The sequence below is a fragment of the Streptomyces sp. NPDC002701 genome (assembly GCF_042889045.1).
Taxonomy (GTDB): domain Bacteria; phylum Actinomycetota; class Actinomycetes; order Streptomycetales; family Streptomycetaceae; genus Streptomyces.
Map to the genome: position 1 here is coordinate 23,298 of NZ_JBIAQL010000037.1, position 15,225 is coordinate 38,522.

The 15,225-nt window shown below is 75.2% G+C and carries 2 protein-coding genes; both read right to left on the reverse strand.

Annotated elements, in window-relative coordinates:
* Positions 1-29: 29 nt before the first annotated feature.
* Complete coding sequence (locus tag ACFYXC_RS39500) at positions 30-6,209, reverse strand: type I polyketide synthase (protein WP_389557683.1); 6,180 nt, start codon at positions 6,207-6,209, stop codon at positions 30-32.
* Positions 6,210-6,246: 37 nt separating this feature from the next.
* Positions 6,247-15,225, reverse strand: an 8,979-nt coding sequence (locus ACFYXC_RS39505; protein WP_389557685.1) for an SDR family NAD(P)-dependent oxidoreductase, incomplete at its 5' end; no start/stop codon positions are given.

Here is a 15,225-nt window from a genome sequence, read left to right on the forward strand (position 1 = left end):
GGCCGGGGCCTTGCGGTGCCGAGCGGACGTCAGCCGACCGTGGCGGTGGCGGCGGTCTCGACGGTGGCGGCGGTCTCCAGGGCGGTGAGCCACTCCTCCACGAGGTCGGCCGCGGGGCCGGAGTCCTCGCGGATGAGGGAGAGGTGGTCCGCGTCCAGGGGGCGGACGGCGGCACCGGGCACGACCGGTTCGTACAGGCGCTCGGGGTCGGGGGCGGGGACGCCCTCGATGAGCGCCCGGGTGCACTTGACCTCCAGGACGGGCGCGGTGGTGGGCTGCACGTCGAGGGCGTTGAGCAGCACCATCCAGCGGCCCATGGCGGACAGCCGGGAGTTGGTGAGGCGCACCGGGGAGTCGTCCACGGCGGTGAAGTTGAACTTCATCATGCCGTTGTAGTCGACGCCCTCGTCGCTGTTGTGCCGGATGCTGAGGGTGTCGAGCAGGACGACGGCGGCCGGCCTGATGCCCCAGGTGCTCTCCAGGACACCGGCCGCCGCGTAGGCGAGGGAGCCGCCGGAGGAGTGGCCGACGAGGACGAAGGGGTGGCCGTCGGCGGCCTGGAGGGCGCTCTCGGCGATGCACCGGGCGGCCGCCTCGGGGTGGGCGGGCAGGGCCTCGCCGGTGTTGAAGCCGACGAGGGGCAGGGCGGCGACGTCCCGCCTGCCGCGGAAGTGGCCGGAGAGGGTGGCGTACTGGTGCACGCCGCCGTTGGCGGTGGGGGCGCTGACGCAGACCAGCCGGGACGGGGCGGGGCCCTCGGCGAGGGTCACCGGCCAGGGCAGGTCCTCCAGTTCGGCGGTGACCTCGAAGGAGGGGCGGAGCGCGGCGACGGTGGCCAGCATGCGCTGGGCCTCGCGGAGCTTGCCCTGGGCGAGACCGTCGAGGAAGAGGCGTTCCATCGAGTCGTTCTCGGCGGGGCCCCGGCCGGCGCCGGTCTGCGGGGCGGCGGCGCCCTGGGCGCCGAGTTCGGTGCGCAGCCAGGCGGTGAGGCCGCTCGGGGAGCCGCTGTCGTAGACGATGCTCGCGGGGAGCTGGAGTCCGGTGGCCTCGCTGAGCTTGCGGCGCAGTTCGATGCCGATCAGGGAGTCGAAGCCGAGTTCGAGGAAGCCGCGGTCGGGGTCGACGTCGGAGATGTCGGTGTGGCCGAGGAGGTCCGCCGTGCACGTGAGGACCAGGTCCAGCAGCGCGGTCTCCTGTTCCGCGGGGCCGAGGGAGCCGAAGGTCCGGCGGAAGGACGCCGGTTCGACCGTACGGGCCGGGGCAGCGGTGGTGGCGTTGCGGCGCGGGGCGCGGACCAGGCCGCGCATGAGCGGCGGTACGTCGTCGGCGTGCACGATGCCCGGGGGTGTCGACAGGGCGGTGGCGACCACCAGGGGTTCGCCGAGTCCCAGGGCGGTGTCGAGGAGTTCGAGCGCCCGGTGGACGGGCAGGGTGTCGACGCCGCTGGAGCGGATGCGCTGCCGCCCGGCGTCGGTGAGGAGGTCGCTCGCCATGCCGTCGTCGAGGCCCCAGGCGCCCCAGGCGACGGACAGGGCGGGCAGGCCCTGGGCCGCGCGGTGCTGGGCGAGGGTGTCGAGGAAGAGGTTGGCGGCCACGTAGTTGGCCTGGCCGGCGCGGGCGGTGACGCCCGAGATGGAGGAGTAGAGGACGAAGGCGTGGAGGTCGAGGTCCCGGGTCAGCTCGTGCAGGTACCAGGCGGCGTCCGTCTTGGGCCGCAGGACGGTCGCGAGGCGTTCGGGCGTGAGCGAGGTGACCACGGCGTCGTCGAGGACGCCCGCCAGGTGGACGACGCCGGTGAGGGGGTGGTCGGCGGGGACGGCGGCGAGCAGCTCGGCGAGGGCGTCGCGGTCGGCGACGTCGCAGGCGGCGAGGGTGACGTGGGCGCCGAGCTCCTCCAGTTCGGTACGGAGGGCTTCCGCGCCGGGGGCGTCCGGACCGCGGCGGCCGGCCAGCAGGAGCCGGGTGACGCCGTGGCGGGTGACCAGGTGGCGGGCGGTGACGGCGCCGAGGGTGCCGGTGCCGCCGGTGACGAGGACGGTGCCGCCGCGGGCGCCGCCGAAGGCGTCGGGGTGCTCGGGCCCGTCCTGGTCGGCGGGCGGGGGCAGTTGGGCGAGGCGGCCGACGAGGATCTGTCCGTCGCGGACGGCGTTCTGGGGTTCGCCGACGGCGAGGACGTCGTCCAGGGGCAGCGGGGCCCCTGGTTCGAGGTCGACGAGGGTGAGGGCGCCGGGGTGCTCGGTCTGGGCGGTGCGGACCAGTCCCCAGACGGCGGCGCCCGCGGGATCGGGCGCCGGGTCCCCGTGCCGGGCGGCCACGGCGCCGCGGGCCATGAAGACCAGGCGGGAACCGGCGGGCCGCGGGGTGCTCAGCCACTCCTGGAGGAGGGCGAGGGTGGCACGGGTGCCTTCGTGGGTGGCGGTGACCGGGTCGTCCGCGCCCGCGTCGACGGGCACGAGGACGACGGTGCCGTCCTCGGTGACCTCGGAGAGCGAGCCGAGGGTGGTGCCGGTGCCGAACGGGTCGGTGCCGAGGGCGACGCGGGGGCCGGTGGCGGCGGGCGCGGGGCCCGGCTCGGCGGGGACCCAGTCCAGCCGGAGCAGGGAGGTGCGGTCGGCGGCGCCGGGGCCGAGGAGGCGGGCGGCCGACGAGGGCCGCAGGGCCAGCGACTGGACGGACAGGACGGGCCGGCCGGTGGTGTCGGCGGCCGCGATGGAGACGGTGTCCTCCCCGGCCTTGGCGAGGCGTACCCGCAGCCGGGCGGCGCCGGAGGCGTGCAGGGTGACGCCGGACCAGGAGAACGGCAGGAGTCCCTGGTCGGCGTCCTTGAGGTCGACGTACTCCACCGCGTGCAGGGCGGCGGTGAGCAGGGCGGGGTGCAGTCCGAAGAGGGCGGCGTCCTCGGCGCGGCCGGGCAGTTCCAGTTCGGCGAAGACCTCCTCGCCGCGCGTCCAGGCGGCGTGCAGGCCCTGGAAGACGGGGCCGTACTCGGTGCGCTCGTAGAAGCCGGTGAGGTCGACGGGCTCGGCGTCGGCGGGCGGCCAGGAACCGGTGTCGAAGGGGACGGAGTGCTCGCCGGGGACCAGGACGCCGGTGGCGTGCTGGGTCCAGGGTTCGTCGTCGGCGGCGTCCGCGGGCCGGGAGTGGATGCCGAGCGGGCGTCCGCCGGAGGCGTCGGGGGTTCCCACCCGGACCTGGACGGCGACGGCGCCCTTCGGGTCGAGGGCGAGGGGGGTGGTGAGGAGGAGTTCCTGTACGCGGCCGCAGCCGGCCTGGTCGCCCGCGCGGACGGCGAGTTCCAGGAAGCCGGTGGCGGGGAAGAGGACCAGACCGCCCATGGTGTGGTCGGCGAGCCAGGGGTGGGTGCGCAGGCCGACGCGTCCGGTGAGCAGCACGCCCTCGGCGCCGGCCAGGGAGACCGCCGCGCCGAGGAGGGGGTGCTCGGCCGGGGTGAGGCCGGCGCCGGTGATGTCGGCGGCGTGGGCGAGGGGGCGGGGCCAGTAACGGCGGTGCTGCCAGGCGTAGGTGGGCAGGTCGGTGCGGCGGGCGCCGGTGCCGCGGAACCAGGCCGCCCAGTCGACGTGTACGCCGGCGACGTGCAAGGAGGCGAGGCCGCCGAGCAGGGCCTGCTGCTCGGGACGCCGGGCGCGCAGGGCGGGCACTGCGACGGTGTCCGTGGCACTGTCGCGGCTGTCGAGGGTCTGCCGCGCGAGGGCGGTGAGGACGCCGCCGGGGCCGATCTCCAGGAAGGCGTCGGCTCCCGCCTCGGCGAGAGCGTGCACGCCGTCGGCGAACCGGACGGTCGCGCGGACGTGCCGCACCCAGTATTCGGGAGTGCTGAGCTGTCCGGGCTCGGCGAGGGTGCCGGTGACGTCGGAGACGACCGGGATGCGCGGCTCGGCGTACGTCAGCCCTTCCGCGACCTCGCGGAAGGCGTCGAGCATCGGCTCCATGAGGGCCGAGTGGAAGGCGTGACTCACCGGCAGCTGTCGTGTCTTGCGGCCCTCGGCGGCGAACTGGGCCGCAAGGGAGGTCACTTCGGCCTCGGGGCCCGCGATCACCACGGACTCGGGACCGTTGACCGCCGCGACGGACAGGCCGTCGGTGAGCCGCGGTGTGACCTCGGCCTCGGTGGCCTGGACGGACACCATCGCACCACCGGCGGGCAGGTCCTGCATGAGGCGGGCGCGGGCGGCCACCAGCGTGCAGGCGTCCGCCAGCGAGAACACCCCCGCCACGTAGGCGGCCGTGACCTCCCCGATGGAGTGACCGGCGACGAACCCGGGAGTGACTCCCCACGACTCGACGAGCCGGTACAGCGCCACCTCGATCGCGAACAGCGCGGGCTGCGTGTAGCCGGTGGTGTCCAGGAGAGCGGCCTCGTCGCTGCCCTCCTCCGCGAACATCACGTCCCGCAGCGGGCGTTCGAGCCGCGGGTCGAGCAGCGCGAGCACCTCGTCCAGTGCCGCCGCGAACACCGGGAAGCGCGCGTACAGGTCACGCCCCGCCCTCGCGCGCTGCGAACCCTGACCGGAGAAGAGGATTGCGAGGGTCCGTTCGGCGGCGCGGCCGCGCGCCACCTCCACCGGCTCGTCCCCGCCCTCGGTACCGGCCAGCAGGACCGCGCGGTGCTCGAAGGTGGAGCGGCCGGCGGCCAGGGAGTGGCCGACGTCGAGCGGCGTGGCGCCGGAGAGGCCGGTGAGCCGGGCGATCTGGGCGTCCAGGGAGGCCCGGGTCTTGGCGGACACCGTCCACGGGACCACGGTGGGTGCGGCCGCGGGCTCCTCGGGCGCGGGGCCCATGGAGCCCTCCGGCCCGGCGCCTGCCGGCTCCTCGGGCTCGGGCGCCTGCTCGATGACGAGGTGGGCGTTGGTGCCGCTGATACCGAAGGAGGAGACACCGGCGCGGCGGGGCCTGCCGGTCTCCGGCCACGGGGTGGCCTCGGTGAGGAGGCGGACGTTGCCCGCCTCCCAGTCCACGTGGGACGAGGGCCGGTCCAGGTGGAGGGACTTGGGCAGCACACCGTGCCGGATGGCCAGGACGGTCTTGATGACACCGGCGACACCGGCGGCGGCCTGGGAGTGCCCGATGTTCGACTTCGCGGAGCCCAGCAGCAGCGGGCGGTCCGCGGGCCGGTCCTGTCCGTACGTCGCCAGCAGGGCCTGCGCCTCGATGGGGTCGCCGAGCGGGGTACCGGTGCCGTGCGCCTCGACGGCGTCGACGTCGGCGGCGGAGAGCCCGGCCCCGGCGAGGGCCTGCCGGATGACGCGCTTCTGCGAGGGTCCGTTGGGGGCGGTGAGGCCGTTGGAGGCGCCGTCCTGGTTGATGGCTGAGCCCCGGATCACGGCCAGCACCCGGTGGCCGTTGCGGCGGGCGTCGGAGAGCCGTTCCAGGACGAGGACGCCGGAGCCCTCGGACCAGCCGGTGCCGTCGGCGGCGTCGGCGAACGCCTTGCAGCGGCCGCTGGTGGAGATGCCGCCCTGGCGGGTGAAGCCGGAGAAGCCCATCGGGGTGGACATCACCGTGACACCGCCGGCGAGGGCGAGGCCGCACTCGCCGTTGCGCAGTGCCTGGGCGGCCAGGTGGATGGCGACGAGGGACGACGAGCAGGCGGTGTCGACGGTGACGGCGGGGCCGGCCAGGTCGAAGGCGTACGACAGGCGGCCGGAGACGACACTGGCGGTGAGGCCCGTGGTGGCGTGGCCCTCGGCGTCCTCGCGGGAGTTCAGCACGACGCCGACGTAGTCGACGCCCGCGGTGCCGACGAAGACGCCGGTGCGGCTGCCGCGCAGCGAGAGCGGGTCGATGCCGGCCTGCTCCACGGCCTCCCAGGACGTCTCCAGGAGGATGCGCTGCTGCGGGTCCATGGCGACGGCCTCACGGGGTGAGATCCCGAAGAAACCGGCGTCGAAGGCGGCGGCGTCCACGAATCCGCCCTCGGCGGCGGCGCTGCTGCCGGGGCCCTCGCCGCCCAGGGCGTCGAGGTCCCAGCCGCGGTCGTCGGGGAAGGGCGCGATGCCGTCGCGGCCCTCGTCGAGGAGCCGCCAGTACTCCTCGGGGGAGTTCACGCCGCCGGGGAGACGGCAGGCCATGCCGACGACGGCGATGGGCTCGCGCCGGTGCGCCTCGGACTCCTCGAGGCGGCGCCGGGTCTTGTGCAGATCGGCCGTGACCCACTTGAGGTAGTCGACGAGCTTCTTGTCATCGGGCATGACGGGGAGAACCTTCCTGTGGTGGATCAAGCTCGTCTCAGCGGTCGCCCAGGCGGCCGAGTTCGTTGTCGATGAACGCGAGGACGTCGTCGGCGCTGGCCGACTCGAAGGTGTCGTCGACATCGGAACCGGCCGGCCCGGACGCGGCACCGCGCACCGTGTCCAGCATCTGGCCGAGGCGCAGGGCGAGGCCCGCGCGGGTGATCTCGTCCGGGTCGCCGGCCGTGAGGAGCTTCTCGAGCCGGTCGAGTTCGGCAAGGAGCGAGGGCCCCTGCGGAGCGTCGTCGTCGCCGGCCAGTTCGGAGACGAAGTGTTCGGCGAGCGCCGTGGGGGTCGGGTAGTCGAAGACCAGGGTGGCCGGGAGGCGCAGTCCGGTCGCGGTGGACAGGTGGTTGCGCAGTTCCAGCGAGGTCAGCGAGTCGAAGCCCAGTTCGCGGAACTCCTGGGTGACGTCGACGGACTTCGGGGAGGCGTGGCCGAGGACCCGGGCGGCCTGTTCGCGGACCAGGTCGGTGAGGTACCGGACGCGGTCGGCGGCGCCGAGGCCGGCGAGCTTGGCGCCGAGCGCGGCGGAGGCGCCGGCCGCGTCGGTGGCGGCAGCGGTGCGACGGCCGCTGCGGACCATGGAGCGGAACAGCGGCGGCAGGTCCTCGGGGGCGGCGCCGCGCATGGCGCCGGGGGCGAGGCCCACCAGGACGAGGAAGGTCTCGTCCGAGCCGCGGGCGATGTCGAACAGTTCCAGGCCCTGCTCGACGGCGAGCGGCGGGAGGCCGCCGGACTGCATGCGGCGCATGTCCGTGTCGGACAGGGTGCTGGTCATACCGCCGTCGTGGGCCCAGGGTCCCCAGGCCAGCGAGGTGCCGGCCAGGCCGAGTTCGCGGCGGTGGCGGGTGAGGGCGTCGAGGAACGAGTTGGCCGCGGCGTAGTTGCCCTGGCCGGGGCTGCCCATGACGCCGGCGATGGACGAGAAGGGCAGGAACGCGGCGAGGCCGAGGTCGCGGGTCAGTTCGTGCAGGTGCCAGGCCGCGTCCACCTTCGGCCGCAGCACGGCCGCGAGACGTTCGGGCGTGAGCGAGGCGATCACGCCGTCGTCGAGGACGCCCGCGGTGTGGACGACAGCGGTCAGCGGGTGCTCGGCCGGTACGGCGCCGATGAGGGCGTCGGTGGCGTCACGGTCGGCGGTGTCGCAGGCGGTGACGGTGACCTCGGCACCCAACTCACGCAGCTCTGCCGCGAGTTCGGTGGCGCCGGGGGCGTCCGCGCCGCGCCGACTGGTCAGCAGCAGGTGCCGCATACCGGCGGCGGCGAAGCGACGGGCGAGGTGTCCACCCAGGGCCCCGGTGCCGCCGGTGATCAGCACCGTGCCCTCGGGGTTCCAGCGCGGCGGCATGGACAGCACGATCTTGCCGATGTGCTTGGCCTGGCTCATGAACCGGAACGCCTCACGCGCCCGCCGCACATCCCACACCCGCACCGGCAACGGCCGGAGCGCGCCCTCGGCGAAGAGGTCCATGAGTTCGCCGAGGAGGCCCTTGTTCCGCTCGGGTCCGGCTTCGCCGAGGTCGAAGGCCCGGTAGCGGACGTCCCCGACCGACTCCGGGTCACGGATGTCGGTCTTGCCCATCTCCAGGAACCGGCCCCCGGACGCCGTGATCCGCAGCGACGCGTCCACGAACTCACCGGCCAGCGCGTTCAGTACGACATCCATGCCGCGACCGCCGGTGACCGCACGGAACCTCTCCTCGAAGCCCACATCACGCGACGACGCGATGTGCTCCTCGTCCAGCCCGAGACCCCGCAGGGTGTCCCACTTGCCCTCGCTCGCCGTCGCGAACACCTCGGCACCCAAATGACGGGCCAGCTGGACCGCCGCCATCCCCACACCACCCGCACCGGCGTGGATCAGCACCCGCTCCCCCGCCGACAGACCGGCCAGGTCACGGAAGGCGTACAGCGCCGTCAGGAACACCAGCGGCACCGACGCCGCTTCCTGCTGGGTCCAGCCCTCGGGTACGCGGGTCAGGTAGTGCTGGTCGGCGACGACGACGGGTCCGAAGCCGCCGGGCACGGTACCGAGGACGCGGTCTCCGACCGCGAGACCGGTGACGGCCTCGCCGACGGCGGTGACCACACCCGCGGCCTCGGTGCCCATCGGTCCCGACTCGCCCGGGTACATGCCGAGCGCGTTCAGCACGTCACGGAAGTTGAGGCCGGTGGCGTCCACGTCGATACGGACCTCGTGGGCGCCGAGCGGTCGCAGCACCTCGGGGCAGGGTGCGAGGACCAGGTTGTCCAGGGTGCCCTTGCCGGTGGTGTCCAGCCGCCACGGCACCCCGGCCGGAGCGAGCAGGCCGGGCGCGGTGGCGAGCCGTTCGAGCCGGCCGACGAGGGGGGTGCCGCCGCGGACGGCGAACTGGGCGTCGCCGGTGGCGAGCAGTCCCGGCAGGTCGGGCAGCAGGGGCCGCAGGGCGTCCGGGGCGTCGGACGGATCCGACGGGTCCAGGTCCAGCAGGACGAACCGGTCGGGGTTCTCGGACTGCGCGGAGCGCACCAGGCCCCAGGCGGCGCCGGCCGCGAGGTCGCGGACCGTCTCGGTGTCGTCGGCGGCGACCGCGCCGCGGGTGACGAACACCAGGCGCGAGCGGTCGAGGCCCTGGGCCCGCAGCCACTGCTGGATCACGTCGAGGGTGCGGGTGGTCAGCGCGTGGACCGCGCCGGGCACGTCACTCCCGGCGGCGTACGGGTCACCGACGTACGGGGCATCGGCGTCCGGAGCGCCGGCGTCGTGGGCGCCCCCGCACGTCCCGGTGAGCGGGACGAGGACGAAGTCGGGGGCGTCGGAGGGATCGGGGGCGCCGGAGGGGTCGGGGCCGGTCAGTTCGGCCAGGGACGCAACGGTGCTGCCGGTGCCGAAGACGTCCGCTCCGAGGGCCGCGGCGGTCAGGCCCTCGGTGGGCTTGACGGCGGGGGCGGCGGTCCAGTCGAGGCGGAACACGGGTTCCTGGCCGCCGGTGGTCACGGGGGCGCGCGGCACGCTCGGGGCGCGCAGGACCAGGGACTGGGCGGAGAGCACCGGGGCGCCCTCGGCGTCGGCGGCGGTCAGCCGGACCGACTCGTCGCCCAGCCGGGTGATCCGGGCCCGCAGGGTGGTGGCACCGCCGGCGTGCAGGGAGACACCGTTCCAGGCGAACGGCAGCAGCGGGTTGTCCGCGCTGCCGACGCCCAGGTAGCCGTTGGCGTGCTGGACGGCGTCCAGGAGGGCGGGGTGCATCCCGAAGTACTGGGCGTCCCCGGCGACCTCCTCCGGCAGGGCGACCTCCACGAAGGCTTCCTCGCCGCGGATCCACACCTGGCGCAGCCCTTGGAAGGACGGCCCGTACTCGGTGCGGCTGTAGTCGCGGTCGAACTCCACGGACACGGCGTCGGCGGGGGGCCAGACGGGTTCCTCGAAGGGGTCGCTGTGCTCTTCGACGGCGAGGATGCCGTCGGCGTGCCGGGACCAGGGGCCGTCGGTGACGTCGGAGGGCCTGGAGTAGAAGGTGATCGAGCGGGAGCCGTCCTCGCCGGGTGCGCCGATGACGACCTGGATGGCGGTGGGCACCTTCTCGTCGAGGACCATCGGGGCGGCGAGGACGAGTTCCTCGACGCGGGCGCAGCCGACCTGGTCGGCGGCGCGGACGGCCATCTCCAGGTAGCCGGTGCCGGGCATGATGACCGTGCCGCCCACCTTGTGGTCGAGCAGCCAGGGGTGCACCTGCAGGGAGATCTGGCTGGTGAACAGGGCGCCCTCGGAGTCGGCGAGCGGAACGGCCGCGCCGAGGAGGGGGTGGTCGGCGGAGATCAGGCCGGCCGTGCTGATGTCGCCGGTGAGGGCGGCCGGGCGGGGCCAGTAGCGCTCGCGCTGGAAGGCGTACGTCGGCAGGTCGGTGCGGCGGGCGCCGGTGCCGTCGAACCAGGCGGCCCAGTCGACGCGTACGCCGCGGACATGGAGCCCGGCGAGCGCGGTGAGCAGGGCGGTCTCCTCGTCGCGGTCCTTGCGCAGGGCCGGTACGACCACGCTGTCGGCCTCGTCCCGTCCGTCGGCGTCGAGGACGCGCTGGGCGAGGGCGGTGAGGACACCGCCGGGGCCGATCTCCAGGAACGCGTCGGCACCGGCGTCCGCCAAGGCGCGCACGCCGTCGGCGAACCGGACGGTCGCGCGGACGTGGTCCACCCAGTACTCGGGGGTGCTCAACTGCCCGGGCTCGGCGACCGTGCCGGTGACGTTGGAGACGACCGGGATGCGCGGTTCGGCGTACTCCAGGGTCTGGGCGACGCGGCGGAACTCCGCGAGCATCGGCTCCATCAGCGGCGAGTGGAAGGCGTGACTGACCGACAGGCGCTGGCTCTTGCGGCCCTCGGCGACCAACTCGGCCGCCAGAGCGGTGACTTCGCCCTCGTCACCGGACAGGACCACGGAGTCCGGGCCGTTGACCGCGGCCAGGGCCACCCTCGCCGTCAGTCGCGGCGCGATCTCGGCCTCGGTGGCCTGCACGGCCACCATGGCGCCGCCGGCGGGCAGGTCCTGCATCAGCCGGGCGCGGGAGGACACCAGGGTGCAGGCGTCCTCCAGGGAGAACACTCCGGCCACGTGCGCGGCCGCGATCTCGCCGACGGAGTGGCCCGCCACCTGCTCGGGCCCGACGCCCCACGACTCGACGAGCCGGTACAGCGCCACCTCGACGGCGAACAGCGCGGGCTGCGTGTACCCGGTGGTGTCGAGGAGGGCGGCGGCGTCGGTGCCCTCCTCGGCGAACAGCACCTCGCGCAGCGGGCGTCCGGGACCGGCGTCCAGGCGGGCCAGCACCGCGTCCAGCGCGTCGGCGAACACCGGGAAGCGGGCGTACAGTTCGCGGCCCGTCGCGGCGCGCTGGGAGCCCTGGCCGGAGAACAGCACCGCGAGGGTGCGGTGCGCGGCCCGGCCCCGGGCCACCTCGGCCGGTGCTGCGCCGGGTGCGGCGAGCAGGACGGCGCGGTGGTCGAGGAGGGCGCGGCCGGTGGCGAGGGAGAAGCCCACGTCGAGCGGGTCGGTGCCGGTGAGTGCGGTGACGCCCGCGGCCTGGGCGTCCAGGGCCTCGTCGGACTTCGCGGACACCGGCCACGGCACGACGGAGGGGGTGGCCTCCGGTTCGGCCGCGGTCACCGGGGCGTCGGCCTCGGGGGCCTGCTCGATGATGGTGTGCGCGTTGGTGCCGCTGATGCCGAAGGACGAGATGCCCGCGCGCCATGGGCGCCCGGTCGCGGGCCAGGCGGACTCCTCGGTGAGCAGCCGGATCGCCCCGGCCGCCCAGTCGACGTGGGTCGACGGCCGGTCCACGTGGAGGGTGCGGGGCAGGACGCCGTGCCGCATCGCCATGACGGTCTTGATGATGCCCGCGACACCGGCGGCGGCCTGGGTGTGGCCGATGTTCGACTTGATGGAGCCGAGCAGCAGCGGCCGGTCCTCGGGCCGGTCCTGCCCGTACGTCGCCAGCAGGGCCTGCGCCTCGATGGGGTCGCCGAGCGGGGTACCGGTGCCGTGGCCCTCGACGGCGTCGATGTCGGCGGTCGTGAGTCCGGCACTGGCCAGGGCCTGGCGGATGACGCGCTGCTGGGAGGGGCCGTTGGGCGCGGTGAGCCCGTTGGAGGCGCCGTCCTGGTTGATGGCGGAGCCCCGGACCACGGCCAGGACCTCGTGGCCGTTGCGGCGGGCGTCGGACAGGCGTTCCACGACGATCAGGCCGACGCCCTCGGACCAGCCGGTGCCGTCGGCGGCGTCCGCGTACGCCTTGCAGCGGCCGTCGGTCGCCAGGCCGTTCTGCAGGGTGAACCCGGAGAACGCGGACGGCGTGCTCATCATGGTGATGCCGCCCGCGACGGCCAGGTCGCACTCGCCGGCCCGCAGGGCCTGCATCGCCCAGTGCAGGGCGACCAGGGAGGAGGAGCAGGCGGTGTCGACGGTGACCGCGGGGCCCTCCAGGCCGAAGGTGTAGGCCAGCCGGCCGGAGACGACACTCGCGGCGAGACCGGTGCCGGCGTGGCCCTCCAGGTCCTCGCGGGAGTTCATGACGAGGGTGGAGTAGTCCTGGCCGTTGGTGCCGACGAACACGCCGGTGCGGCTGCCGCGCAGCCCGTCGGCGTCGATGCCGGAGCGTTCGAACGCCTCCCAGGTGGTCTCCAGGAGGAGCCGCTGCTGCGGGTCCATGGCGAGGGCCTCGCGCGGGGAGATCCCGAAGAAGGACGCGTCGAACTCGGCGGCTCCGTCGAGGAAGCCGCCGCGCAGGGTGGCGCTGCGGCCGCGGCCGCCGGCGCCGCCGGACATCAGGGTGGCGAGGTCCCAGCCGCGGTCCTCGGGGAACGCGTCGATGCCGTCGCGGCCTTCGCTGAGCATGGCCCACAGGTCCTGCGGGGAGCGGACCCCGCCGGGCAGCCGGCAGGCCATGCCGACGATGACGACCGGGTCCTCGGCCAGGGCGGCGGCGGTGGCCGGGTCGACGCCACGGGTGTCCTGTTCGCCCAGCAGCTCGGCCACGAGGTGCTCGGCGAGGGCCTGGGCGGTCGGGTAGTCGTACACCGTGGTGGCGGGCATCCGCAGACCGGTGGCGAGAGCGAGCCGGTTGGGCAGCTCGATCGCGGTGAGCGAGTCGAAGCCGAGGTCACGGAAGTTCCGGTCGGGGGCGACGGCCTCCGGGCCGGGGTGGCCGAGGACGACCGCCGCGTGGGTGCGCACCAGGTCCGTGAGGAGCCCGGTCCGCTCCGCGGCGGGCAGGTCGCGCAGCCGTGCGGCCAGCCCGGACGCGGCGGTCCGGGTACGGTCGCGGGTGCTCTCCGCGTCGGCGAGGGCCTGCCGCGCCTGCGGCAGGTCGCGCAACAGGGCGTTGCCGCGCATCCCGATCAGGCCGTCCAGGACCTGCGGCTGACGCGGGTCGAACAGGACGGGCGCGGCCTCGGGCCGGGTGACGGCCTGCCGCAGTGCGGCCAGCGCCAGGTCGGGGTGGACGGCGGGATGGCCGGTGGCGCTCTGCGGGCGCTGCTCCTCGGTGACCGCGGGGTTCGAGGGATTCGCGGAGTTCGCGGAGTTCGCGGAGTTCGCGGGTTTCGGGGGGTTCGCGGGGTTCGCGGGGTTCGCGGGCTCGTCGCCGATCCAGGCTCCCCAGGCCACCGAGGTGGCGGGCAGGCCCGCGCCGCGGCGGTGCCGGGCGAGTGCGTCGAGGACGGCGGTGGCCGCGGCGAGGTTGGCCCGGCCGGCGGTGCCGACGGTGCCCGCGACGGAGGAGCAGAGGACGAACGCGTCCAGGTCCAGGCCGCGGGTCAGCTCGTCCAGGTGGACGGCGGGCACGGTCCTGGCGTGGTGCAGGGCGGCGAACCGCTCGGGGGTGAGGTCGTCCAGCACACCGTCGTCGACGACGGCGGCGGCGTGCACGACGGCGGAGAGCGGGGTGTCGTGGGGGATGTCCGCGAGGACGCCCGCGAGTGCGTCGCGGTCGGCCGCGTCGCAGGCGACCAGGGTGACGTGGGCGCCGAGTTCCTGCAGTTCGACACGGAGCGCGTCGGCACCGGGCGCGTCGGGGCCGCGTCGGCTCAGCAGCACCAGGCGCTCGGCGCCCGCTGCCGCCAGCCAGCGGGCCACGTGGGCGCCCCGGCCGCCGGTGCCGCCGGTGACGAGGACGGTGCCGCGCGGCTGCCAGCCCGCGTCGGGTGCCGTCTCCGGTGCCGGGACCAGCCGGCGGCCGAAGACCGCGGAGGCCCGCACGGCGACCTGGTCCTCGCCGTCGTGTCCGGCGAGGACGGCGGCGAACCGGCGGGCGGCCCGCTCGTCCAGCACGGCGGGCAGGTCCACGAGGCCACCCCAGGCGGCGGGATGTTCCAGGGCGGCGACCCGGCCGAGGCCCCACACCGCCGCCTGGGCGGGAGCGGCCGGCGACTCGGAGGCGGCCACGGTGACGGCGCCGCGGGTCACGCACCACAGGGGCGCGGTGACTCCGGCGTCCAGCAGGGCCTGGAGCAGGACCGCGGACGTGACGCCCGGGCCGCCGGACGCGTCGTCGTGCACGGCGGCCCCCGAGGAGTCGGCGAGCGCCAGCAGCGACACCACTCCCGTCAGGGCGGTGCCGTCGGCGGACAGCCCCCGCAGCCGGTCGGCGAGCGCGGCCCGTTCGACGGCGCCCAGGGGATCGGCGGTGTCGAGGGTCAGGCGTACGACGTCGGTGCCGACGGCGTCGAGCACCGCCGACGTCCACGCGTCCTCGGCGAGTGCCGCGGGCACCACGGCCAGCCAGGTACCCGTCGGCACGGGCGAGTTGGCGGGCAGCGACAGCGGCTTCCACGTCTCGTGGTGCCGGTTGGAGTCGACCATCGCCTGGTCGCGCCGCCTGCGCCGCCACGTCGACAGGGCGGGCAGCACCGCGCCCAGCGCGTCGGTGTCCACGGCCAGGTCGGCCGCGAGGCTGGTCAGGTCCTCGCCCTCCACGGCCGTCCAGAACGCGCTGTCCAGCGGATCGGTCCCACCGCCGGCGGCCTGGCGCCGGGTGTCGGGCCAGTACCGGGCGCGCTGGAAGGCGTAGGTGGGCAGTTCGGTGCGGCGGGCGCCGGTGCCCTCGAAGGGCCGTGCCCAGTCGACCCGTACGCCGCTGACGTGCAGCCGGGCCAGGGCGGTGAGCAGGGCGGTCTCCTCGTCCCGGTCCTTGCGCAGGGCCGGTACGGTCACGCTGTCGCCGGAACCGTCGTGCGGATCGGCGTCGGTGCGGGCGTCGATGTTCTGCTGGGCGAGGGCGGTGAGGACGCCGCCGGGGCCGATCTCCAGGAAGGCGTTCGCGCCGGCGCCGGTGAGGGCACGGACCCCGTCGGCGAACCGGACGGTCGCACGGACGTGCTCCACCCAGTACTCGGGGGTGCTCAACTGTCCGGGCTCGGCGACCGTGCCCGTGACGTCGGAGACGACCGGCATACGCGGCTCGGCGTACGTCAGCCCTTCCGCGACCTCGCGGAAGGCGTCGAG